Raw genomic sequence first — 24852 nt, forward strand, 5'->3', positions numbered from 1 at the left:
CCGGGTCACCGTGGCGGGAAGCGCAGGACGCGGTCGTCGGTCGCCGCCGGGGAGCCGCGCCCGTCGCGGTTGCTGGTGGTGACCCAGAGCCACCCGTCCGGCCCGTACTCCACCGTGCGCAGCCGGCCGTACGTGCCGACCAGCTCGGCCACCGGCGTGCCGGCGCCACCGGCGTTGGTCAGCGGTACGGTCCACAGCCGGGTCCCGCGCAGTGCGGCCACGAAGAGCCGGCTGCCGGCGACCGCCGCGCCGCTCGGCGACGCCTGTGCGGTCGTCCAGACCAGCAGCGGGTTGCGGAACCGGGGGTCGTTGGCCTGGCCCTCGACGATCGGCCAGCCGTAGTTGCCGCCCCGGACGATGACGTTGACCTCGTCCCAGGAGTTCTGCCCGAACTCGGTGGCGAGCAGCCGGCCCTGGGCGTCCCAGGTCAGACCCTGCACATTGCGGTGACCCAGGCTGTAGACCAGGGAGCCGGCGAACGGGTTGTCCGTCGGGACCGATCCGTCCGGGCGCATCCGCAGGATCTTGCCGTTGCGGCTCTGCAGGTTCTGCGAGGTGGACGTCTGCCCGGCGTCGCCGACCCCGGCGTAGAGCATCCCGTCCGGGCCGAAGGCGATCCGGCCGCCGTTGTGGATGCTGGCCTTGGCCAGTCCGGTGAGGATCGGCTGCTGGGTCTGCGGGGAGGTGAGCCGGAAGCGGACGATCCGGTTGTCGGTCGAGGTGGTGAGGTAGACGTAAACGTAGCCGTCCTGGGCGTGCGTGGGGGAGACCGCGAGACCGAGCAGTCCACCCTCACCACCGGGAGCCACCCCGGCGATCTGGGTCACCGGCGTGGGCGCCTGACCGGGCCGCACCCGGACCACCTGGCCGGAGTTGCGCTGCGCCACCAGGGCGGAGCCGTCGGGGAGGAAGTCCATCCCCCACGGCACCGTCAGGTTGCTGGCGACCACCTGCGGTCGCGTGAAGTCGAAGTCACCGAGGGCCTCGACCGTGGCGTCGGGACGCGGTACCTGCTGCGCCGGGTCGGCGAGCGCTGCGGCGCCGCCCCCAGCCGCTGCGACGCCGACCGCCGTCGCTGCCACGATCATCAACCGGACTCTCACGACATACACCACCATTCTATCAGCGATTACCGTCAATATATATCGCGTTCAGTGATCAAAGCGATACGGAAAGCGCAATCCGTCCGTGGGGCGCCCCTCGGGCTCGCCGGCGAATATCATCGTCAATGATCGATATTCGCCGGCAGCTGCGGGACAACGGGGACCGCAACGGAGATCGATCGGGAAGGCAGCAGATGCGGACACCACAGGTCAACCCGAGCCGGTACGGCGGCGCACGTCGCCTCGGCGCGCTGGCCCTCGCCGTCGCGGTCGGGACGGCGTCGCTCGTCGGTGCCGGCGCACCGGCGGCGGCCGAGCCCGCGACGATCCTCGGCGCCGGTGCGTCGACCGCCATCCCGGGCAGCTACATCGTGGTGCTGAAGGACAGCATCGCGCTGCGGGACAGTGGCATCCTGACCTCCGACGGCCGGGTGCCGCGCGGCCGGATGTCCCCATCGGCTCGTCAGGCGGCCCGGGACGCGGTGGACCGGGCGGCGAACACCCTGGCCGACCGGTACGGCGCGACGGTGGACCTCCGCTACAGCGCCGCGCTGCGCGGGTTCACGATCCGGGCCGACGAGGCGACAGCCCGGCGGATCGCCGCCGACGGGTCGGTGGCCTTCGTGGAGCAGAACCGCCGGACCCGACTGGACGACGACCGGAGCGCTCCGGTCACCACGCTGGGCACCCAGCCGAACCCGCCGTCCTGGGGGCTGGACCGGGTGGACCAGACCAGCCTGCCGCTGAACAGCACGTTCAACTACCCCTCCTCGGGCGGCCAGGGCGTGCACGCGTACGTCATCGACTCCGGGCTCCGCCTCACCCACCAGGACTTCGGCACCCGGGTGGTCAACGGCATCGACGTGGTGGACGGCGGCACCGCCGACGACTGCTACGGGCACGGCAGCCACGTCGCCGGCACGCTGGGCGGCACCACGTACGGGGTGGCCAAGAGCGTCACCCTGGTCGCGGTCCGCGTCTGGGCGTGCGACGCCACCGGAGACATCGCCACGACCACCCAGGCGATCGACTGGGTCACCGCGAACGCGCAGCAGCCCGCCGTGGCGAACATGAGCTTCGGCAACTCCACCACCCTCAACCCCGGCGCGTACGTGGCCGCGACCAACGGGTTGATCAACTCAGGGGTGACCGTGGTCGCGTCTGCCGGCAACGACGGCGGGGACGCCTGCGTGAAGACGCCGGCCTACATCCCGGCGGTACTCACCGTCGGGTCCACCTGGTCGGACGACGGCGCCGCCTGGCTGAGCAACCACGGCCCGTGCGTGGACCTGTTCGCGCCCGGTCAGAGCATCGTCTCCGCCGCCCACAACACCGACACCGCCTGGACGACGAAGTCCGGCACCTCGATGGCCGCACCACACGTGGCCGGCGCCGCCGCGCTGATCCTCGCCGCCAATCCGACCTGGACCCCGGCACAGGTGCACGCCCAGGTGATCGTCAATGCCACCTCCGGCGTGGTCTTCAACACCCGACCCAACACGACCAGCCGGATGCTGTACGTACCCTCCTGAACGGACGACGGTCCACCCGATCCGGTCCCTCCTAACCAGGAACACCAGCGCCCCCGCTCGGCCGTGCGTCCCGGCCGGCGGGGGCGCCCGCGTCGGTCACGCATCGTGCCCGGGTGGTCCGCCAGGGGTGCCTGATCGATCACCCCGGTAGCACTCGGTGATTGATCCTTGACGACGTGTGCCGGCCCCCTCTAGGTTCCGTGATCACGTGCTGCGTGACGGGGGAGGCCCACGGTGGTCGATGGTGCGGGTGCGTCGTCGGTGTTCGCGTCCCTGAACAGGACGACCCGACGACTCTGTCTCTTCTGGACCGTCCTGATGACGGTGACTCTGCTTCCCGGCACGCCGGCGCAGGCACGCCCATCCGGACCGGGACTGCCGAGGGACCGGACCGTGCCGGTCGAGCGGCTGGCCCCGAAGAAGCGGGGCGTGTCCCCATCGGACCGGCAGCAGTGGTCACCCTCGTCGGCTGCTCTGCCGGGGCCGGGCTCCGCGGTCGTCCCGGTGGACCGGGCACCGGCCCCCGGCGGTGAGGTGGACCGGACCATGGTGGGTGACCTGCCGGTCCGTCTGTCGGTCGACCCGGATTCCGCAGTGCCGGCACCGCAGGAGCTTGAACTGCGGGTCACCGACCAGAGCGAGGCGCAGGCGGCCGGTGTCCCTGTCCTCCTCCGGATGGACCGCCTGGACGACGGACTGAGCCACACCCGGGTACGGATCGAAGTGCAGTACTCGGGCTTCCGGGCGGTGTACGGCGCGGACTGGGCGTCCCGTCTCCGGTTGGTGCGGATGAAGCCGTGCGTGGGTGGACAGGTCGCCACCACCACCGCGTGCGGCGTCGACACGGTCCTGCCGTCGTCGTCGAATGACGCGAACGCGGGAGTCGTGTCGGCGAGTCTGGATCTGGCGCCATTGATGGACGGCGGTGTCACGTCCGCAAACCCGGGTGGCGGCGAGGCCGTCGCGGACGCCGTCCTGGCCCTCACCTCGGGCACCGACAGCGAGACGGGTTCCTTCGCCAAGACCTCGCTGACCGGGGCATCCGCCTGGCAGGCGGGACAGTCGTCCGGCGACTTCGGCTACTCGTACCCGCTGGAGCTGCCGGCGGCTCCCAGCGACCTCGCGCCCGAGGTCACCTTCGGCTACTCCTCCGGGTCGGTGGACGGCCGCACCAACGCCGAAAGCGGGCAGACCTCCTGGCTGGGCGAGGGCTGGAACCACGAGCCCGGCTACATCGAGCGGTCGTACCGGTCCTGCAAGGAGGACCAGCTCCCCGTCCCGTCGCACACCAACGCCACCGGCGACCTGTGCTGGCGCCAGGAGAACGCGACGCTGTTCTGGCAGGGTCGGTCCACCGAGCTGATCCGCGACAGCGCCACGGCGGCGTGGCGGTTGGCCGAGGACGACGGCAGCCGCATCGAACTGCTTCAGAACGGCGTCGACTGGGACGACGTCCAGAACGTCTTCTCTCCCGGTGACTTCGACGGTGACGGGCACGCCGACGTCATGCTCCGGTACGCCTCGAGCCTCCAGCTCCACCTGCTGCGCGGTGACGGCGCGGGCGGCTTCCTGAACAGCGGTCAGGCACCCCGAATCGCCTCGCTGACCACCGCCGATCTGGTCTTCTCTCCCGGTGACTTCGACGGTGACGGCCACGTCGACGTCCTGTGGCGTCGTCCCACGGACGGCTCGCTGTGGCTGCTGCGCGGTAATGGCACCGGCGGCTGGACAAGCGGCACCAGCCAGCAGGTCGGCTCGTTCTCCGGGGCCAACGCGATCTTCGGCCGAGGCGACTTCAGCGGCGATGGCAAGGTGGACGTCCTGTGGCGTCGGTCGTCCGACGGCGCCCTGATGATGATCCGCGGCAACGGGACCGGCGGTTGGGCAACCGGCCTGAGCGAACAGATCGGCGCGGGCTGGCACAGCATGGACCAGCTCCTGTCACCAGGTGACTTCACCGGTGACGGCAAGGTCGACGTCCTTGCCCGGAACGCCACCTCGAAGGATCTGCACCTCTACGCGGGGAATGGTGCGGGGGGCTTTCTCCCCGGCAACGGTGGGCAGGTTGCCAGCGGTCCTGACCTCGCCGACGTCGTCTTCTCCGGCGGGGACCATGACGGCGACGGCAAGTCGGACATCGTGTGGCGGCACCAGACCAACGAGTCGCTCCACCTGCTCGCCGGCAACGGAACCGGTGGCTGGAAGACCGGCACGTCGGTGGACATCACCAGTGCCCTCCGGCACACCAACGGCGACAACAACGGGGAACACTGGCGGCTCACCACTCCTGAGGGCGTGCAGTACTACTTCGGCCGGGACCGGCTGCCGGGCTGGGCCGCCACCAACCGGGAGACGAACTCGGTCTGGACCGTGCCGGTCTTCGGCAACAGCTTCGGCGAGCCCTGCTACCGCGGCTCCGGCTTCACCGCCTCCCGGTGCAGCCAGGCCTGGCGCTGGAACCTCGACCACGTCGTCGACCCGCACCAGAACGCGATGACGTACTGGTACGACCGGGAACAGGCCCGTACCGGTCTGGCCGACAGCGCCAGCTCCACCGTCGTCTACGAACGTGGCGGCTACCTCCGCCGGATCGAGTACGGCCTGCGGCTCGGCCAGGAGATCACCGGCAATCCCCACATGCGGGTGCTGTTCGAACCCGGCGACCGCTGCCTGACGTCGTGCTGGTCCGGGACGACGCCCAACGCGGCGAACTGGCCCGACACTCCCTGGGACCTCCACTGCGCCACCACGGCGTCCTCCTGCGCGGGTAACGTCAACCCGTCGTTCTGGACGACGAAGCGCCTGGCGGAGGTGACCGCCGACGTCTGGAACGGCAGCGCTCGGGTGCCGGTCGACGAGTGGACTCTCACCCACCAGTTCCCGGCCACCGGCGAGGCAGCGGTCAGTCCGGCCCTGTGGCTGGCGAGCATCGTCCGGACCGGCAAGGACGGCGGCAGCAAGGCCCTGCCCAGGATCGAGTTCGGCGGCACCCGGTACGCCAACCGCACCGACCACAACGTGTCGGCAGCGGTGCCGCTGGTGAACCGCTTCCGGATCACCCGGGTCAGCGACGAGCACGGCGGCGAGACCACGGTCACCTACGAGGGCTCCGACTGCACCGTGGCGTCCCAGGCGGCCCCGTCCGCCAACCCCAAGCGCTGCTTCCCGCAGTACTACTACCCACCATTGGCCCCCGCGCCGGGCTGGTCCTGGTGGAACAAGTACCGGGTGTCCAAGGTCGTCGACAGGGACCTCGTCGGCGGCAGCCCCGACGTCGAGCAGACCTACGCCTACTCCACCAGCGGGTCGTCCTCCACGGTGCTGTGGCACCACGGCGACGGCGCGGGCACCTGGTCGACTCCGCTGGAGAAGCGCTCCTGGTCGGACTTCCGGGGCTGGCCCACGGTCACCGTCACCACCGGTGTCACCGGCCAGACCCGGTCGCAGACCCGGTCGCTGTACTTCCGGGGCATGGACGAGGACCGTACCGACGGCGGTGAGGGCCTCCGGGACGTCAAGATCACCAATTCGCTGGGCGAGGTGACCGAGGATCACCCCCACCTAGCGGGCATGCTCCACGAGGAGATCGAGTACGACGGCGCCGACGGCATCGCCCTGCACAAGTCGATCACTACCCCGTGGCAGCACCGGACCGGCCACCGCCAGTCGACCGCCGACGTCGCCCAGCCGTCCAACGCCTACGCCTACTACACGGAACCGGCGACGACCCGGGAGATGACCTGGCTGGCCGGCTCGTCGAGCTGGCGTACCACCCGGGCGGTCAACACCTACGAGACGACGTACGGCAGCCTCACCAGGACCGAGGATCTCGGCGACGTCGACGTCACCACCGACGACACCTGCACGACCGTCCAGTACGCCCGCAACCCCGCCCTGTGGTTGATCGACTTCCCGTCCGAGACTGTCACCACCAACTGCGCTGCCACGCCCGGCCCGGCCGACACCCTCACCGGTAACCGCACCTACTACGACGGCAGCACCACGATGGGCGTGATGGGCAGCCGGGGACTGTCCACCCGGTCGGACGAGATGGCCGGCTCGAACGGCAGCACGCCCACCTGGCTCAAGCGCACCACCGCCACCTACGACGCCCTGGGCCGGATGCTCACCGAGACCGACGCGCTCGACGAGACCACGACGGTCGCGTACACCCCGGCGTCGGGTGGACGGGTCACCAGCGTCAGCGAGACCAACCCGAAGTCGCACACCAGCACGGCGACCCTGAACCTGCGGGGCCTGCCGGTCACCGTGACCGACGCCAACAACAAGGTCACCACCACCAGCTACGACCCCCTCGGTCGTCAGCTGAAGGTATGGGCACCCGGCCGCCCCACCAGCGGCACCCCCAACACCGAGTACGTCTACGGCACCGACAGCCACACCGTCGCCCACTACCTGGAGACGAAGGTCCTGGGGCCGAACGGCAACCAGATCAGCTCCTTCGAGATCTACGACGGCCACCTGCGTCTGCGGCAGACCCAGGCCACCGCCCCGGACGGCAAGCGGGTCGTCGCCGACGTCCGGTACGACTCGCGCGGTCTGGTGGCCAAGGAGTCCGCGTTCTACAACAACGCCAGCGCGCCCACCAGCACCCTGGTGACGTTCGCCGACTCCGCCGTGCCCACCCAGCGCCGGTACGAGTACGACGGCACCGAGGACCTGACCCGCGACGCCCTCTGGTCGCTGAACGTCGAGAAGTGGCACACCGCCCTCACCTACGACGGTGACCGCATCAACGTGGACCCGCCGGCCGGCGGCATCCCCACCACCACCATCGAGGACGCCCTCGGTCGCACCACGGCCTTCCGCCAGTACCTCGGCACCGGCCCCAGCGGCAGCCACGACGAGACGACGTACGCCTACGACCGGCTCGACCAACTGACCACCGTCACCAGGGCCAGCAACACCTGGACCCACACCTACGACCGGCTCGGCCGCCTGACCGCGACCGACGATCCCGACGCCGGTGACCAGACCTTCGGGTACGACGCCAACGACCAGCTCGTCACCTCGACGGACGGTCGTGGCGAGGTGCTGCACCGCAGTTACGACCCGTTGGGGCGACTGACCGGACTGCGGGACGACAACGCCACCGGCGCCCTGCGCGCCTCCTGGGTCTACGACACCCTCGCCAAGGGCTACCCGACCTCGGCGACCCGGCACCACACCTCCGGCAGCTACGTCCGGCAGGTCGCCGGTTACACCGATCTCTACCAACCGACCGGGGCCACCGACACCATCCCGGCCAGCCAGGGGCTGCTCGCCGGCACGTACACCACCGGCTACGGCTACCACCCCAACGGGGCCCTCGCCACCACCGAGCTGCCCGCCAAGGGCGGTCTGCCGGCGGAGACGGTCACCGGCACCTACACCGCCCAGGGCTACCTGTCCGGGGTCAGTGGCCTCTCCACCTACCTGGCCAGCGCCCAGTACCACTGGCACGGCGCGCTCAAGCAGCAGACGCTGGGCAGCAGCACCAAGCGGGCCCGGATCACCACCACGATCGAGGACGCCACCGGCCGCCTCACCAAGTCCGAGGTGCACACCGAGAACCAGACCACCCCGGACACCTGGGACGAGCGACTCACCGAGCAGTACAGCTACGACGCCGACGGCAACGTCCGTGGCATCGCCGAGACCAGCGGCGCGACCGTCGTGGCGAACCAGTGCTTCGGCTACGACTACCTCCAGCGACTGACCGAGGCGTGGACCACCACCGCCGGCGCCTGTCAGGCCACCCCCAGCCAGGCGATCGTCGGCGGGGCGGACGCCTACTGGCACTCGTACACCTACGACAGCGCCGGTAACCGGGCCACCGACACCCGGCACAGCGCCGGCGGGAACACCACCCGCACCTACACCTACCCGGCCCCGGGCTCGGCCCGTCCGCACGCGGTCACCAGCATCACCACCAGCGGCGGCGGTCCCACCACCAGCCACACCTACGACAACGGCGGCTTCCAGGCCACCCGGACCGGCGGCGGCACCCCCAACCAGACCCTGACCTACGACGCCGAGGGCCTGCTCGCGCAGCTCACCAACGGCACTACCGCCCACACGTACCTGTACGACGCCGACGGCGGGCGACTCATCGCCGACAACCCGGGGACCGAGAAGATCCTCTACCTGGGGGAGAGCGAGTACCGGCTCAGCCACACCACCGGCCAGGTCACCGCCACCCGCTACTACCCGAACGCAGTACGCACCACCACCGACGGCCTGACCTGGATGGCCGCCAACCACCACGGCACCACCCAGTTGGCGATCAACTCCGGTGACCTGAGCGTCACCCGGCGGCGGATGACCCCGTTCGGCGAGAACCGTGGTGCCCCGCCGGGCACCTGGCCGGACGACAAGGGCTTCGTCGGCGGGACCATCGACCCCACCGGCTACACCCACCTCGGCGCGCGCGAGTACGACCCCAGCACCGGCCGGTTCCTCTCCGTCGACCCCCTCGTCGACTACGGCGACCCGCAGAGCCTGAACGCCTACGCGTACGCCGGCAACAACCCGATCCGCTACTCCGACCCGGACGGCCTGCGCCGCATCGAACACGCGGGCGGCGGCGCGGGCGGTTCGCTGGGGGGCGGGTTCGGGTTCTCGTTGTCGGCGATCGGCAAGAGCCTGGCGAAGGGTTTCCGCAAGTTCACCGGTAGAAGCAAGAAGAGCTCCAAGAAGAGTCCCGCGTCCACTGGCAAGGGCAAGTCCTACGGCAAGTCGCCGAAGGACGAGATGCGGGAGATGCGGCAGTTGCGGGCGAAGCGGGCCGCAACCTCCAAGCCCAAGGCTCCCCGCCCCGCACCCAAGCCGAAGCCGAAGCCGACCAAGACGACAACCAAGCCACCGTCGAAGAGCAAGCCCAAGAGCACCGTCAAGAAGCAGGTCAAGAAGGCGGTCAAGGACGAGCTATCCGAGAGCTCGTGCGAGCACAGCTTCGCTCCCGACACCGAAGTCCTGCTGGCCGACGGTGACACCCGGCGGATCGACCAGGTCATCGAGGGCGACCAGGTGCTGGCGCACGAGCCGGAAACCGGGCAGACCAGTGCCGAGGCCGTCACCGACCTGCACGTCAACCGGGACGTCGAGCTGACCGACCTGTCGGTACGCACCGAGGACGGCGAGTTCGTCACCCTGGAGACGACTCAGAACCACCCCTTCTGGAGTGAGAGCCGCCAGGAGTGGGTCAACGCGGGCGAACTCCGCCCGACCGAGCTGCTGAAGACCTCCTCCGGCGAGATCGTCTCGGTCGCCAAGGTCCGCAACTTCCTCGGCGACGCCACCATGCACGACCTCACCGTCGCCAACATCCACACGTACTATGTGATTGCAGGCGGCAATCCGGTCCTGGTGCACAACTGTGATGGTCCTGGACTGCTAAGCAAGGACCATCAGGCTATCGGCGACCCTAGCGCGAAGGGGGGAATTTACGCGCTTGTTGGTGGTAGCGGTAAGGTCTATCGGACGGGCAAAGCGTCGAACCTGGTGTCACGTAAGTCCGACCACAAGAGGGACTTCCCGAGCCTTCACTTCGTGGTGCTCTATCGGACGGATGATCGTGCGGTTCGGAAGGGCCTTGAGGAGATGGTCGAAAACTGGTACACGCCATTGTTACTGAAGGATCGGGCCATTAGCTTGCGAAATGAGAAGCGTGGCAGATACATCAGCACTGCGCGTGCGTGGCTTCAAAGTAATATGTAGGGAGTATGTCTGTGGGTGCCTCGGGTGTGGGTCCTTTCGACAATGACGGGGCGTTAGACCTATGTGATGAACTGAAAGAAGCTGGAGGCTCGGAGGCGTACGGAATTTTGCAATCCTCACTGGCGGCCGCGCAGGAAGTAGGTGGAGATCACTATCTGGAGAAGGAAGAAGCTGAGGCTGCTATTGCGGCCGCTGCTATCGTGGCTGCTCGAAGAGTCGGCAACGAGGTGATGCTGGACGAGTTTGGTCTTGGCGGAGTCGTTCCAGAGCATGTCAACGAACTCGCCAACCTTGCAGTCGGCGCCTTGCTGCGCGTGATCTCTGCGGAATCCGAACTCAACGAGGTCTGGGCGGAAACTAAGGAAGGCGACGAGTGGCGTGCTGGTGTGAGAAGCATCGTGGACGTCCTCCGCGGCTAAGCGGTGTCTCGTAACCTTGGCCGCTTTCTGTCCCTTGGTGCATGACCCCACCACGTCCGGTCGGTTGGATTCAGGCTGTTTCCCGCGAGTGGGCTACTGGTAGTAGGGTGCTGGCCGCCTGACGACGTGGGGGGACGGGGATGCTCTTCAAGGTAGGCAGCCGGGAGACCTGGGATCGCGGCCTCCCTACCTCGCCGATGTTCTGTGGGCAGGTCCTGCTGCTTGAGGAGCTTGTCGAGACGCCAAGCGGGATCTACGACACCGGACAAGACGAGGTGCAGGTGGATCCGGAGGCGCTGCGGGTGTTCCTACGCGCCGTGTTCACATACGGATCAAAGCGGCTCTTGGTCGCTGAGGGTGATGGTGCGGGGAGCGGTTCAGGTGGCATAATTCCTAAACTATCGCGCCAGCGGTGACGGGTTGGTGGTGCCGGACCGGTTTCAGGACATCACGGATTGTCTTGACCGGATCACCTAAGAGTTGTCGGTGCCCTGTGTCTGTCTGCGGAAAAGGATCGCTCAGGATGCCCGGGTGCAGGTGATCGACGCCCGCACCCGCCTCGTCATTGCCCTCGGCGACCCCCAGCCCGGCAACCGCAATGACACGATCGTCTACCGGACCAGCAGGATCGACCAGAAACTGGCCGGGCGGTCAGTCATTGCAGACGGCGGTTACCGCGGCAACCCGGAGGTGATCATCCCGTACCGCAAGAACCGCGACGGCAGTCCGCTACCGGCCTGGAAGTGGACTTACTGCTCCGAAACGTGATTGGTCGATCGCTGGGCGCGCATCCAAGAGTTGAGGGTGCTCAGGTCGTCGGGAGTGGCTCTGGTTAGTGGCTGTGTTGGTGACGAGCCACGACGCAGCGGGCGGGAAAGATCACGTGGCCCGTGAGGTTTCGTCGGCTGTGGACCTGGGGCAGGGGCAGAAGCGGTGCGGTCATGATCAGGTGACGCCGAGAGCAATGGCGAGTTTGGCGACCGTCGCCGGGGCAGCGGGGTCGCGGGCCACCTGAGCGAGCACCTCGCGGGCGGCGGGGCGCTGGCGGATCTCGGCCGGTGCCGTCCGGTCTGCTTCGACGAGGACCCGGCCCGCGTTGACCGGATCGTCGGCCTGAAGGTAGGCGCGGGCGGCGTCGATCAGGTGGGCGGCGCGGTGTTCGAGGGGCAGCCACCGCCAGCCGTCCCGTCTGGTCGTCGTCTCGTGCCAGGCGACCGCCCCCTGGGCCTCGCCCAGGTCCACAGCGGCGGCGACCCGGGCCAGGTCGACGGCGGTCGGCCCGAAGGCGGTCCGATGGTGGTCATGGCCGTCGCCCACCCGGGCGGCCAGGTCGGCGGCCTCGTCGAGCAGGTCGGCGACGGTACGGTCGTCAGCGGCACCGGCCGCCGCCAGAGCGGCCTGGACCAGCAGTGCCCCGCACAGCGACAGGTGCGGTGGCGGGCCGGCGTCCGGGTCGGGCGGGGCGATCCGGTACGCGGCGGCCAGCATCGCCGACGTCGTGAGGCGTACCCGACCGGTCGCGCGGAGCGCCTGACCGAGTTGCACGGCTGCGGCGGCAACCAGCGCCCGTTCGCCGGACGCCAAGGCCATGGCCCGATCGGCGGCGAGCCAGCCCAGGTCCGCCTCATCGAGTTTCACCAGCAGCGATGCGGTCACCCGGTACACCTCGACCAGTGCCGTGCGACCCGCAACCGGGTCGTGTGCGTGGGCGCGCTGCGCGCCGACCAACAGCTCCGGCAGCATGGCGATCAGTTGTGGGTAGCGGGCGTGCTGGTATGTGGTCCACGCATGCCCTACGCCGGCCATGAGCCGGGCGGCGGGCGCCGCTGCATGGTGCGCAGGCCGTTCGACGTTGGCCTCGTACATGGCCAGTGCCGCCCGGATTCGCTCGACCCCCGCGATCCGCTCGGTCACGTCGGCGGGCCGGCTGCCCTGGCCGAGCAGTACCACCGGATCGATCCGCAGGACGGCGGCGATGTTCTGGAGGGTCGACACCCGGTCGAGGGACCGGACACCCCGCTCGACCTTGTCCACCCAGCTTTTGGATTTGCCGAGCCGGTCGGCGAACACCTGCTGCGACAGCTTCCGCCGGCCACGCCAGTACGCCACCCGTCGACCGATCGGCAGCAGGTCACTGTTCACGATGCCACCGCCGGTCCGGTGCCGCTGAGGCCTGGGGCCGAACACTGTAGGAGCAGGCCACCGGGGATGACCGACACGAGCGGGACGCTCGGAGCGCGACTCATCGCCAACGCGCCGGCCGGGAGTTGCCCACGTACGGGCGCGCCCTACGAGTCCCGCAACCGGGGCAGCTCAACACCGCCCCACACCTCCTGCACCACCGCGACTTCACCCTGAAAAGGAACAGGCCAGCCGCGAAACCGGCCGTTCCGACCGCCAGTACAAGGGATGGGATCACGTTCGTTGCCTCCTCAAGCTCGACCGTGACGGCCGAAGCAGAGCTTTCTCCAGCTTGCGATCCCAGCGCGGGTTTTTGTCGATGCTCAACCGGGGGCGGGCCTGCTCGGCGGACACCGCACCAGCCTGCCTGTCATACCTAATAGTGTCAAGTATGACAGCTGTTGAAGGTGATAGTGCCGCACCGCATAGCTTCGGGGCATGGTCCGCAGGCTGTACGGGAGCGCAGAGCTACAGGAGCGGCTGGGCGTTTCTCGTGCCCGAATCGTGCAGATCGTCGCCAGGCCGGATTTTCCCCCTCCGTTCGACCGGCTGGCTGGCGGGACGGTGTGGCTGGTTGAAGACGTGGAAGCCTGGATCGAGGTCCACCGCCCGCATCAGGCCAGAGGCGTGGACCCGGACGCACAGTGAGCTGAGTTCGGGTCTCCCGGAACGCGCGGGGGATGGCTTCGGGCGTCGGGCGATTGTCGCCTCGGCCTGATCGTGATGGCTTGTTGAGCCTGGCTAAACGATCGTTGTCCGATCATGGCTTGGTCCGCGCCGACGGTTGGCGGATCGTTAGGGAGTCGACGGATCACCGGGCGGACGGGCTGCGGGAGAGCACTTTGGATCGTCCGCATCCGCGTCCTCGGTCACGACCGAGGAGTTCCGCTACGCGCCCCACGGGGTTCCGCCGGAGCGCTCCACGACGCTCGTCCCAGCCGAACAAACGGAGAGAACCATGCCGCAGTACTTTCTGACCGTTCCGCACGACACCGCAGCGGAGCCGACGATGGAGTCAATGCAGGCCATGGACCCTGAGGAACTCGAAGCGCTGTTCGCCGCAGTGGATCGCTTCAACACCGCACTGCACGACGCCGGAGCCTTCGTCCACGCCGGGGGCCTTCAGCCGCCGTCGACGGCGATCACCGTCGACGCCACGGGCCCGACCGTCACCCGCACTCCCGGCCCCTTCGTCGAGGCTACCGAGTACGTCGGCGGGTTCTGGATCGTCGACGTGAAGGACGAGCAGGCGGCTCTCGACTGGGCCGAGCAGTGCTCGACGGCGCTGCGGTCGCGGATCGAGGTCCGCGCCCTTCAGGAGAGCCCCGAGTAGGTTCGACCGGACCCGTCGAGGGCTTCCCGGGTGGGAACTCCTCGTCCGACTCGCCGGCCGGCTACACCGCCAGCAGGTTGCCCTCCGGGATGGCGATCTTCGGTCGTACGCCGGCCAGGGGCGCGGCGGTCCGCCGGACCCGCAGCGGCACGTGCTCCCGGCGGGCGGTGGCGTAGCTGGCGGCGGTGGACGTGGCGATGGTCTGCCAGCCGTACCGCTCGCCGACCATGGTGCGGGCGTGGCGGGCGACCCGGCGGGCGAAGACCTCGTCGCCGACGAGCCGGTCGACCGCGCCGGCCAGGGCGTCCGGGTCGCTGTGCGGGAAGGTCATGCCGGTCACGCCGGGCTCGACGATCTCGGCGAGACCGCCGGTGGCGGCCACCGCGAGGGGTGCGCCGGCCGCCGCCGCCTCCAGGGCGACCATGCCGAACGGCTCGTAGAGGCTGGGCACGACGGTGGCGTCGGTGGCGCCGAGCAGGGCCGGGAGCTGCGACTCGGTCAGGAAGCCGGTGAACCGGACCGTCTCCGCCAGCCCCAGGCCGTCCACCCGGGCCCGCAGCTCGTCCTTGTACGGGCCGTCCCCGGCGATCACCACCCGCAGCCCGGGGTGCCGGCTGCGCAGCTGCGGTACGGCCTCCACCAGGTGCTGCACGCCCTTCTCGTAGACGAGGCGGCCGGCGTACCCGACCAGGGGGCCGTCGGCGGCGAACCGGGCGCGGGCGGCGGTGACCGCGCGGGGGCGGGCCTGCCAGGCGCGGGCGTCCACGCCGTTGGGCACCACGTCGACCCGGTCGGCGGACAGGTCGAAGAGGGTGGCCACCTGGTCCCGCATGTAGCCCGAGCAGGCGATGACCCGGGTGGAGGAGGTGCTGAGCCAGTGTTCGACGCCGTGGATGGTGCGGTTCGTCTCCTCCGGCAGCCAGCCCTGGTGCCGGCCGGCCTCGGTGGCGTGGATGGTGGTGACCAGGGGCAGGTCGAGGTGTTCGCTGATGGTGACGGCGGTGTGCGCGACCAGCCAGTCGTGGGCGTGCACCACGTCGTACTCGCCGGACTCGGCGGCGCGCAGCGCGGTGCGGGTGAGCGTGTGGTTGAACGCCATGGTCCAGGCGAGCAGGGACGGGGTGGCCAGCGGGAAGGTCACCGGGTCCTCGGGGGCGCGCAGGATCCGCACGCCGTCGGCGTACTCCTCCAGCGGTGCGCCGTCGGCGTGCCGGGTGACCACGGTGACCTGGTGCCCGGCGGCGGCCAGGGCGACGGAGAGGGCGTGCACGTGCCGGCCGAGTCCGCCCACGAGTACCGGCGGGTACTCCCACGAGAGCATCAGCACCCGCTGCTGCCGGGCGGGGTGGATGTCGATCACATCGGCGTCTGGTGACATGCGGCCCCCCTTGGAGTTGTCCCCTGTGCGCGGCGACGGGTTCCGCTGCCCGGATCTCCGTCGCCGCGCCCTGGTCGGGGCCAATCCTGCCGCCGCCTCGATAACCAGCGGAGACATCGCCGTTGCGGCTCTGTAAAGCGGCCCTATCGGGTACGACGACGGCAGCGCAGCAGCTCGGCGACCGACCACGCCTGGAACGGGCAGCCGGTCGCGCCGTGCGGCGGCAGGCCGTCCGCCGTTTCACTGACCGAACCTAGGCCATATTCCGTCAAGTGTGCCTCAATGGCTACAAAAACCTCATCAACTGAAATCTTGCCTCGACGGCAGGCGTCCACGTACGGGCCGAGCAGCCACGGCCAGACCGTCCCCTGGTGGTAGCCACCGTCCCGCTCGGCCGGGCCGCCCCGGTGCCGCCCGGCGAAACCGGGGGAGTCGGGGGAGAGGCTGCGCAAGCCCAGCGGCGTGAGCAGCCCGGCCGCCACCCGGCGCAGCGTCGCCTCGTCCGGCTCCAGCGGCGCGTACGGCAACGACCAGGCGAGGAGTTGGTTCGGGCGGAGCAGGTCGTCGTCGTGGTGCGGCGCGCCGCCCAGCGGGTACGTCGGCGCCGGCCCGTCCACCACGTCGTACAGCCAGCCCGTCGGGGCGGGGAAGCGTGCTTGGAACGCGGTCACCGCCCGTTCGTGCCGCCGCCGCAGCTCCCCGGCGTCCTGCCCGACCCGCTCGGTCAGCCCGGCGAGCCCGGCCAGCCCGTTGACCCAGAGCGCGTTCACCTCGACCGGCTTGCCGACACGGGGCGTCACCGGAACCCCGTACACCCGGGCGTCCATCCAGGTCAGTGCGGTGTCGGGGGTGCCGCCCTGGGTGAGCAGCCCGTCGGCCGGGTCGACCGCGATGCCGTACCGGGTGCCGACGGTGTGCGCGTCGACCACCCCGCGCAGCGCCGGCAGCAACTCGGCGGCGAGGTCGGTGTCCCCGGTGACGGTGACGTGCCGCTCGACCGCGTGCAGGAACCACAGCGTCGCGTCGACGGTGTTGTACTCGACGCGTCCGGTGTCGGCGGTGTTCGCCAGCATCCCCTCCGACAACGTCGCCGCGTACGAGCGCAGCAGCTCCCGGCCCTCGGTGGTCCGGTCGGTGCACAGGAACAGCCCCTCGTACGAGGTCATGGTGTCCCGCGACCAGGCCCCGAACCACGGGTAGCCGGCGACCACGTCGACCGGCGCCTGCCCGGTGCGCACCACGAACGCGTCGGCGGCCAGGGTCAGCGTCGCCTCCACCGCGTCGGCCGGGCGGGCGGCGGCCACCACCCGCCGGTTGCGGCGCCGGGCGGTCGCCACCACCTCGGTGGCCGGTGGCGGCCGGCGGTCGAGCTGGTCGGCCCAGGCCAGCACGGAGACGTTGTCGCCGGGTTGCGTCAACTGCCCGGCGAACCGGCCGGCGTACCAGAGGTCCTCCTCGCCGGCCAGGCCGCGGGCGGCCTCCTCCCGGTGGTGGACGCCGTGCCACCACTGGCCCTCCGGCGTCCAGTCCGGGCCGGACAGGCGGAACGCGCCCTCGATCACGGCCCCGCCGTCGACCGGCTCCATCCGGGGCGCGGGGCCGTCCGCGCGGCGCTCGGCGTGGGCGTCCCGCCAGGTGCAGACCGCCGCCAGCTCCAGCCGCACCGGCGGACCGGAGAGCAGCCGGTGCACCACCGCCACACACGGGTGACCGGGCAGCATGGCCAGCTCCCGTTCGACCACCACGTCGCCGATCCGCCACCGCCAGCGGGGCAGCCCGTCGACCAGGGCGAAGTGCTCCAGCAGTTCGTGGCCGCGCGGGTCGACCTCGCCGGAGGACCATTCGTGGACGCCGAGGCGCACCTGCGCGCCGGAGGGGAGCAGCACCGAGGCGTCCAGGCTGGCCAGCCCGACCCGCCGGGTCGCCGGGGTTTCGCCGGCCACCACCAGCAACCCGTGGTAGCGGCGGGTACGCAGACCGCTGACGGTGCCCATGGCGTACCCGCCCCGGCCGTCGGGCACCAGCCACTCGCGGGCGGCCCCGCCGGCCAGCTGGCCACAGACCTGCGGACCGAAACCGATGTCGATCAACTTTCCTCCAGCAGCAGGGACGTGCAACACGCCACGACGACGGCGGCCGCGGTGGTCAAGTGACCGCGCGGCGTCGAAGATGTGCGGGTGATCACTGACGTCTCTCCTCCCATCCCGCCGCCCCCGGACGCGGAGCGGATCCGCCTGGCCCAGGCCGACTCGGGGGAGCAGGACTGGCGCGCATGGGGCCCCTATCTCTCGGAACGGGCCTGGGGGACGGTGCGGGAGGACTACAGCGAACACGGGACGGCCTGGGACTATTTTCCCCACGACCACGCGCGGTCCCGAGCGTACCGGTGGAGCGAGGACGGCATGGCGGGCGTCTGCGACGACCGGCAGACGTTCTGCTTCGCGCTGGCGCTCTGGAACGGCCGCGACCCGATCCTCAAGGAGCGGATGTTCGGCCTCGGGGGAGACAGCGGCAACCACGGCGAGGACGCCAAGGACTACTGGTGGTACGAGGACTCCACCCCCACCCACTCCTTCATGCGCTGGCGGTACCACTACCCGCAGGCCGCCTTCCCGTACGACGAACTGGTCTCGGTGAACGGGCTGCGCGGCCGGGACGACACCGAGTACGAGCTGGTCGACACCGGCATCTTCGACGACGACCGGTACTGGGCGGTCACCGTCGACTACGCCAAGGCGTCCCCGACTGACCTGTGCATGGTGGTCACCGTGGCCAACCGGGGTGACCGGGCCGCCCGGCTGCACGTGCTGCCCACCCTCTGGTTCCGCAACACCTGGGCCTGGGGGCTGCCCGGCAGCGACCGGGTGCCCACCCTGGTCGGCGAGGAGGGCCGGCTGGTCGGCGAGCACCGGGTGCTCGGTCAGCTCGTGCTCGCCGGGGACGGCACGCCCACCCCGCTGCTCTGCGACAACGAGAGCAACGCCGAACGGCTCTGGGGGCTGCCGGGCCGCTCCCGCTACCCGAAGGACGGCATCAACGACCACGTGGTCGACGGGGCCGCCACGGTCAACCCGGAGCGCACCGGCACCAAGGGCGCGCTGCACTACGTGCTGGACGTGCCGGCCGGGGGACAGCGGCAGATCCGGCTGCGGCTGACCCGTACCGGGCCGCCGCCCGGTGGTGCCCCGGCCCCCGCGCTCGACCTCGGGGCCGGTTTCGAGGCGACGGTGCGGAACCGGCGGTTCGAGGCGGACCGGTTCTTCGCCGGAGTCATCCCGGCCGCCGCCAGCGAGGACGAGGCCCTGGTGGCCCGCCAGGCCATCGCCGGGCTGATGTGGGGCAAGCAGTTCTACCACTTCGACGTGCGGCGGTGGCTCGACGGCGACCCGGGCTCCACCCCGCCGCCGGCCGGACGGCGGCACGGGCGCAACAGCGCCTGGTGGCACATGAACAGCTTCGACGTCATCTCCATGCCGGACCCGTGGGAGTACCCCTGGTACGCCGCCTGGGACCTGGCGTTCCACTGTGTCAGCATCGCCCGGGTCGACCCGGGCTTCGCCAAGGCGCAACTGCTGCTCCTGCTGCGCGAGTGGTACCTGCACCCCAACGGGCAGATCCCGGCGTACGAGTGGGCGTTCGGCGACGTGAACCCGCCGGTGCACGCCTGGGCCGCGCTGAAGGTCTTCGAGATCGACGGCGGCCGGGACCACGAGTTCCTCGCCCGGGTGCTGCACAAGCTGCTGCTCAACTTCACCTGGTGGGTCAACCGCAAGGACACCGGCGGCAGCAACGTCTTCGAGGGCGGGTTCCTCGGGCTGGACAACGTCGGCCCGTTCGACCGGTCGGCCGCGCTGCCGGTGGCCGGGGTGCTGGAACAGTCCGACGGCACCGGCTGGATGGCCATGTACGCGCTGAACCTGCTCGACATGTCGATCATCCTCGCCGAGCGGGACCGGTCGTACGTCGACGTCGCGACGAAGTTCTTCGAGCACTTCGCGTACATCGCCGCCGCCGCGTACGACCAGGGGCTCTGGGACGCCGAGGACGCCTTCTTCTACGACGTGCTCCGGCTGGCCGACGGTACGAAGGTGCCGCTGAAGGTGCGTTCGGTGGTGGGGCTGCTGCCGTTGGCGGCGACCACCCGGCTCACCGCGCGGACCCTGCACCAGCTGCCGGAGCTGGGCGCACGGCTGCGCTGGTTCCTCGCCAACCGGCCCGAGTACGCCGACGTGCTCGGCGCCCGCCGGATCGGCCCGGACGGCCGGCAGCACCGACTGCTGTCCATGGTCGGCCCGGAGCAGGTGGTCCGGCTGCTGGCCCGGATGCTCGACCCGGACGAGTTCCTCTCCGAGTACGGGCTGCGCACCCTCTCCCGCGCACACGCCGAGCGGCCGTTCTCGGTCACCCTCGGCGGGCAGGAGTTCAGCGTCGGGTACGAGCCGGCCGAGTCGACCAGTGGCCTCTTCGGCGGCAACTCCAACTGGCGCGGGCCGATCTGGATGCCGACGAACTTCCTGCTGGTCAGCGCGTTGCGCGACTATGCCGCCTTCTTCGGCGACGACCTACAGGTGGAGTACCCGACGGGTTCCGGGGTCAAGTACAGCCTCGACGAGATCGCCGACGACCTCTCCGCCCGCCTGATCGCCCTGTTCACCCGGGACGGCTGGGGGCGGCGGCCGATCTACGGGGCCTGCCGGCTCTTCCAGACCCATCCGGACTGGCGGGACCTGATCGCTTTCCCGGAGTACTTCCACGGGGACAACGGCGCGGGGCTCGGCGCGTGGCACCAGACCGGGTGGACGGCCCTGGTCGCCGACCTGATCCTCACCCTGCGGAGGTGAGGGCGCCGGCAGGGGCCCCGCCACGCCGGAACGCGGTGACCGGGGCCCCTGCCACCACCCGACCCGGTCACCGACGGTGTCGCCGGGACGGGGTCGGACCGGTCAGCTGACCGTCGACAGCAGCTCCTGGCAGGCCGACTCGCAGGAGCGGCAGGCCTCGGCGCAGATCGCGCAGTGTTCGTACCTGCCAGCGTGGCCGGCGCACTCGTCGCCGCAGGAGCGGCAGGCGGTGATGCAGGCCTCCAGCAGGCTGCGGGTGATGTTGGCGTCGTAACCGGTGTGCCGGGACAGCACGCGGGCGGTGGTCGCGCAGATGTCCGCGCAGTCCAGGTTCGTCCGGATGCACTTGGTCAACTCGGCGACCGCCGCCTCGCTCAGACAGGCGTCGGCGCAGGCGGTGCAGGCCTGGGCGCAGGCGTTCAGTTCGTCGATCACCCGCGCGAGCTGCACTCGGTCCAGGTTGATGTCCGCCGGGTACGTCCTGAGCATCGGGTTCGTCATCGTTGTCACGTTCTGTCACCCCTCCCCGGGAGTCGTCGTCGTTCTCCCTGACGCGATACCCGTTGCGCGGCCCGGAAACCGGGATGAGCCCGGCCGGTCCGGCCGAGTACGGTGTCCGGGCCGCGCGCGGGAGGGGTGGAAACGTGGATCAGGGGCAGCGTCACCACGGCAGGGTGCTCGTCTTCGACGCCGACGACACGCTCTGGGAGAACAACGTCCTGTTCGAGCGGGTCATCGACGACTTCCTGGGCTGGGTGGCCCACCCCACCCTGGACCGGGCCGAGATCCGGGCCATTCTCGACGACATCGAGCGGGCCAACACGGTGGTCCACGGCTACGGCAGCAAGGTCTTCCTGCACAGCCTCGGCGAGTGCCTGGAGCGGCTGCGGGAGCGTCCGGCCACCGAGCGGGAGCGTCAGGAGATCGAGGATCTCGCGGTGGCCCTGGCCCACCACGAGGTAGAGCTGATGCCGGGCGTCGCGGAGACCCTCGACGAGCTGGCCGGGCGGCATGAACTGCTCCTGCTCACCAAGGGCGACCCGGAGGAGCAGCGGCGCAAGCTGGACGCCTCCGGCCTGCTGCACCACTTCCGCGCCGCCCACGTGGTGATGGAGAAGGACACCGACACCTACCGCCGCCTGGCCCGGGACCACCCCTTCGATCCGGCGGTGGCGTGGATGATCGGCAACTCCCCGAAGTCGGACATCCTGCCGGCCCGGGCGGCGGGGATGGGGGCGGTCTTCATCCCGAACGCCGAGACCTGGGTACTGGAGCACGCCGAGCTGGACCCGGACGACGCCGGGGTGCTGCACCTCGCCGCCTTTCCCGATCTGCTCCGGCACTTCTGACCCCCGGTGGTGGCGTTCTCCGACCGCTGAGGTGGCGTGACCGGACCGGAGACGTGGGATCGTAGAATGTCTCACATTCTTTTCCCGGCTAAAGGCGGCTGCTGTTCCCGCCCTCGATCAGCGCCGGGGTGACTGATTCTGTTACACCGACATGCCGGTCGACGTGCTAGATATTGCTCACCATTTCCCATAGCCGAAAATTCTTGTCCGGTAAATCGCCGTCTGCCTAATCTGGGGGCCGCGTTGGCGGTTCGTCGGGGTGAGCCGGAGACGCGGCAGGAGTCCGTGGTGGAGCACCGTGGAGCTGAGTGCATGCGGGCCGCCTCGCCACACCGGGTCCAACGTGGGGCGTCGTGCCACGCCCCGGGCCCGAGTGGCGAAACCGCTGCCACCGGCGGACGACTGGAGGTCAGGGCCGGGGAGTTGCGGACCCGGTCCTGACCGAACCTCCCGCTTCGCTGCGTGGTCCGGGCCGGGCCGGCGGGGCGGAACCGGCCAGGATCCCGCGTCCGTATCACCTGCCCCCACTCGCGGGAACCCTGTTGCACCGCGACCGGCGTCACGGGTTCCACGGCACCACCCGATGCCGTTCTGCGGATCGTGTCGTCGGCAACGACGACATTCCTACCCGGTGTGATGCTGGCACCGACGCGCTCCTGTCCTGACGCGTCCTTTGCTCTGCACCCCTCCACGCGCCAGACACCGTCGGTGATCGGTAGCTCTGCACGCTCGAAACTCGTCGATTCGCCAATGTCCTGCTCAATGCTGGTGGTGCGGAGCCGGGTGCAGAGCAAAGGGACCGCTGAGCCCGACAAGCGCCATGAGGCCGTAAGGACGATGGGCGCCGAGTCAGCGTCCGCCTACCCCGGACGTGCGGCGGGGCGGTCGGCCGACCGTGCGCGTGGAACGGCGGGACCGGCGGGTCAGCCGGCGTCGCCGCGCACGATCGCCACGGCGACCCGGCAGAACTCGTCCATGTCCGGGTTGAAGCCGGCGGCGATGTCGGGGTGCAGACCGACCCGGGTCTCGTCGAGCAGCCGCTGACAGACCTGCTCGACCGGCTCGCCGGCGTAGTCGGCGCGGACTCGCTCGGTGGCGGCCTTGAGCGCCGAGGTGAGCTGCTCCTCCAGTGGCCCGCGCAGCTTCTGCTGGACCGGGTCCAGCCCTCTCGGGTCGAGGGTGACGTGTGGCTCCGACATGCGCGCTCCCTTCGTCGGCGTCCGCGGTACCCCACCGCGGGCGTCGGCCAAACCCGCTCCTGGCCCGCGCGGACGGACCCGGGCCTCGGTCCTGACCGGCGAGCCGACCACCCACCCCGCACGTCAGGACGCAGGGCGCGGGCGTCCCGCACGACGCACCTGCGCTGCTGCGATCCTGCTCGACCACCAGCCGCCCGGGAGGGGGATCCGGGGACCGTCCACCGAACGGGCGGGCGGGGACGGGTGCCACAGGTCAGTCGTGCGGCGCGAACGCGCAGAACTCGTTCCCCTCCGGGTCGGCCAGAACCCACCAGCCGATGTCGTCGTCGGGCTCGCGCAACAGGGTCGCGCCGGCGTCGAGCAGCGCCGTGCAGTCGTCGCCGAGCAGGTCCACGTCCCAGTGCATCCGGTTCTTGACCGTCTTCGGCTCGGGTACCGGCGTGAAGACCCAGTACTCCCAGGGGAAGCCGGCTCCGCCGACGACCGAGGCGGCCCCGTCGTCGTCGCGCTCGATCCGGCCGCCGAGCACCCCGGCCCACCAGGTCGCCTGGGCGACGGCGTCCCGCGCGTCGACGACCAGCTCGAACGGCCCGGGAACGGTGCCCGGCCGGGGCGCGAAGGCACAGAACTCGTTGCCGTCCGGGTCGGCGAGCACCCACCAGCTCACCTCGTCGTCGGGCTCGCGCACCAGCCGTGCGCCGGCCGCCAGCAGGTCGGCCGGATCCGGCCGGTCCAGTCGCAGGTCCAGGTGCAGGCGGGTCTTCGCGGTACGCGGCTCGGCGACCCGGTTCACCCAGATCGACTCGGGGCCGGGGCGGGCGTGCCGGTCGATCCGGGTGTCCCCGTCGTGCAGGTCGACCAGCTCGCCGTCGAGAAGGCGGGCCCAGAAACCGCCGAGGGCGTGGGCGTCCGGGGCGTCCAGGCAGAGGTCCTTGAACCGGGCGAGCGGTGGCCCGCCCTCGCCGGTCCGGTCCGCAGCGCGGCCGGGGGCGCCGGTCACCGCCGGCCCCGCTTGATCTCGTGGAAGACGGACATCCGCACCAGCGGCAGCAGCGAGTCCCACAGCAGCAGGGCCTCGTCGGGGCCGGGCACCCCGGTCACGATCGGGCCGTGCACGCCCCGGTCGGCGTCGGGCAGGGTCAGCACCGGCGAGCCGATGTCCGGGCCGGCCGAGGCGTACGCCAGCGCGTGCGACTCGCGTACCGCCTCGTCCCAGCGGCTGTCGTCGAGGGCCGGTGCGTCCGCCCGGAGTCCGGCCGCCTCGACGGCCCCGGTGACCGCCCGGTCGGAGAGCGGGCTGCCGACGTCGTGGCTGCGCGCGCCGAGTTCGGTGTAGAAGCGGGCGGTGTCGTCGTGGCGTTCCTCGGCGCGCAGCGCCTCGACCAGCCGTAGGGCCCGCCCGGAGGCGGCCAGCGCCTCGGCGAACTGCGGGGCGCCCCGCCCCTCGTTGAGGATGGTGAGGCTGAACGCCCGCCACGCGATGCGCAGGTCCCGGGCCTGACTGACGGTCACCAGCCAGCGTGAGGTACGCCAGGTGTGCGGACAGGCCGGGTCGAAGAAGAAGGTGACGTCCATCGGCAGAGCGTAGACGCCACCGGGACGTCCCGCGGGCGCCAGGTTTCGTCCGTCGGTGTCCGGTTGTCGCCGGCATCGGGCGTACCCAGGTTTCACCATCGGACGTTACGGGCAGTGAGGGGCCACGAAACGCCCGCGGGGCGACCCCGATCCGCAACCGGTGCCGGCCCGCATCGTCTCGCCGTGCGCCGGGGCGCGGTTCCCATCCCGGCACGTGCCGCAG

At 70.5% G+C, this 24852-nt stretch carries 16 protein-coding genes and 1 pseudogene; 9 read left to right on the forward strand and 8 right to left on the reverse strand.

The window, feature by feature from the left end:
* Positions 1–5 precede the first annotated feature (5 nt).
* A complete protein-coding gene (locus AB0F58_RS23520; RefSeq protein WP_357146675.1) occupies positions 6–1088 on the reverse strand; it encodes a PQQ-dependent sugar dehydrogenase in 1083 nt (360 codons plus the stop codon).
* A gap of 209 nt (positions 1089–1297) precedes the next feature.
* Here AB0F58_RS23520 and AB0F58_RS23525 point away from each other — a divergent pair, with 209 nt between their 5' ends.
* The 5 genes and pseudogenes from AB0F58_RS23525 to AB0F58_RS23545 all read left to right on the forward strand — a co-directional run.
* Positions 1298–2635, forward strand: a complete 1338-nt coding sequence (locus AB0F58_RS23525; RefSeq protein WP_357146677.1) for a S8 family peptidase — start codon at positions 1298–1300, stop codon at positions 2633–2635.
* A gap of 429 nt (positions 2636–3064) precedes the next feature.
* Complete coding sequence (locus tag AB0F58_RS23530; protein WP_357146680.1) at positions 3065–10354, forward strand: FG-GAP-like repeat-containing protein; 7290 nt, start codon at positions 3065–3067, stop codon at positions 10352–10354.
* A 26-nt stretch (positions 10355–10380) separates the two neighbouring features.
* Positions 10381–10773 carry a DUF4259 domain-containing protein gene (locus tag AB0F58_RS23535; protein ID WP_357146683.1) on the forward strand — a complete coding sequence of 131 codons (393 nt, stop codon included), beginning with the start codon at positions 10381–10383 and terminating at the stop codon, positions 10771–10773.
* A gap of 140 nt (positions 10774–10913) precedes the next feature.
* Positions 10914–11189, forward strand: coding sequence for a DUF6086 family protein (locus tag AB0F58_RS23540; RefSeq protein WP_357146686.1), 276 nt, complete (start codon positions 10914–10916; stop codon positions 11187–11189).
* 115 nt (positions 11190–11304) lie between these two features.
* A pseudogene (locus AB0F58_RS23545) lies at positions 11305–11517 on the forward strand (IS5/IS1182 family transposase); the annotation flags it as partial.
* Between the two features lie 201 nt (positions 11518–11718).
* On the opposite strand, the gene AB0F58_RS23550 reads toward AB0F58_RS23545, so the two are convergent.
* Positions 11719–12915, reverse strand: coding sequence for a helix-turn-helix domain-containing protein (locus AB0F58_RS23550; RefSeq protein ID WP_357146689.1), 1197 nt, complete (start codon positions 12913–12915; stop codon positions 11719–11721).
* A gap of 477 nt (positions 12916–13392) precedes the next feature.
* Here AB0F58_RS23550 and AB0F58_RS23555 point away from each other — a divergent pair, with 477 nt between their 5' ends.
* Positions 13393–13602 (forward strand): DNA-binding protein, encoded by a 210-nt coding sequence (locus AB0F58_RS23555; protein ID WP_357146692.1) that lies wholly within the window; start codon positions 13393–13395, stop codon positions 13600–13602.
* A 310-nt stretch (positions 13603–13912) separates the two neighbouring features.
* Positions 13913–14287: a YciI family protein gene (locus tag AB0F58_RS23560; RefSeq protein WP_357146695.1), complete on the forward strand. Its 375-nt coding sequence runs from the start codon at positions 13913–13915 to the stop codon at positions 14285–14287.
* 61 nt (positions 14288–14348) lie between these two features.
* Here the strand turns inward: AB0F58_RS23560 and AB0F58_RS23565 are convergent, their stop codons facing one another.
* The gene (locus AB0F58_RS23565; RefSeq protein WP_357146698.1) at positions 14349–15665 is read right to left on the reverse strand and encodes a glycosyltransferase family 4 protein; all 1317 of its coding nucleotides are present in this window, start codon (positions 15663–15665) and stop codon (positions 14349–14351) included.
* Positions 15666–15808: 143 nt separating this feature from the next.
* The gene (locus tag AB0F58_RS23570; RefSeq protein ID WP_357146700.1) at positions 15809–17755 is read right to left on the reverse strand and encodes an amylo-alpha-1,6-glucosidase; all 1947 of its coding nucleotides are present in this window, start codon (positions 17753–17755) and stop codon (positions 15809–15811) included.
* A gap of 81 nt (positions 17756–17836) precedes the next feature.
* Between AB0F58_RS23570 and AB0F58_RS23575 the strand changes: the two genes are divergently transcribed.
* On the forward strand, positions 17837–20506 hold the full coding sequence (locus AB0F58_RS23575; RefSeq protein WP_357146703.1) for a glucosidase: 2670 nt from the start codon (positions 17837–17839) through the stop codon (positions 20504–20506).
* 102 nt (positions 20507–20608) lie between these two features.
* Here the strand turns inward: AB0F58_RS23575 and AB0F58_RS23580 are convergent, their stop codons facing one another.
* Positions 20609–21007, reverse strand: coding sequence for a four-helix bundle copper-binding protein (locus AB0F58_RS23580; protein WP_357146784.1), 399 nt, complete (start codon positions 21005–21007; stop codon positions 20609–20611).
* Positions 21008–21180: 173 nt separating this feature from the next.
* Between AB0F58_RS23580 and AB0F58_RS23585 the strand changes: the two genes are divergently transcribed.
* Positions 21181–21855: an HAD family hydrolase gene (locus tag AB0F58_RS23585; RefSeq protein ID WP_357146788.1), complete on the forward strand. Its 675-nt coding sequence runs from the start codon at positions 21181–21183 to the stop codon at positions 21853–21855.
* A gap of 923 nt (positions 21856–22778) precedes the next feature.
* Here the strand turns inward: AB0F58_RS23585 and AB0F58_RS23590 are convergent.
* The 3 genes from AB0F58_RS23590 to AB0F58_RS23600 all read right to left on the reverse strand — a co-directional run bounded on the left by AB0F58_RS23590 (position 22779) and on the right by AB0F58_RS23600 (position 24629).
* Complete coding sequence (locus AB0F58_RS23590; protein WP_357146706.1) at positions 22779–23054, reverse strand: hypothetical protein; 276 nt, start codon at positions 23052–23054, stop codon at positions 22779–22781.
* A gap of 253 nt (positions 23055–23307) precedes the next feature.
* Positions 23308–24054, reverse strand: a complete 747-nt coding sequence (locus tag AB0F58_RS23595) for a VOC family protein (RefSeq protein WP_357146709.1) — start codon at positions 24052–24054, stop codon at positions 23308–23310.
* On the reverse strand, positions 24051–24629 hold the full coding sequence (locus AB0F58_RS23600; protein ID WP_357146711.1) for a DsbA family protein: 579 nt from the start codon (positions 24627–24629) through the stop codon (positions 24051–24053). The genes AB0F58_RS23595 and AB0F58_RS23600 overlap by 4 nt, the downstream gene beginning before the upstream one ends.
* Positions 24630–24852 lie beyond the last annotated feature (223 nt).

Source organism: Micromonospora sp. NPDC023956, from assembly GCF_040639195.1.
Lineage (GTDB): Bacteria > Actinomycetota > Actinomycetes > Mycobacteriales > Micromonosporaceae > Micromonospora.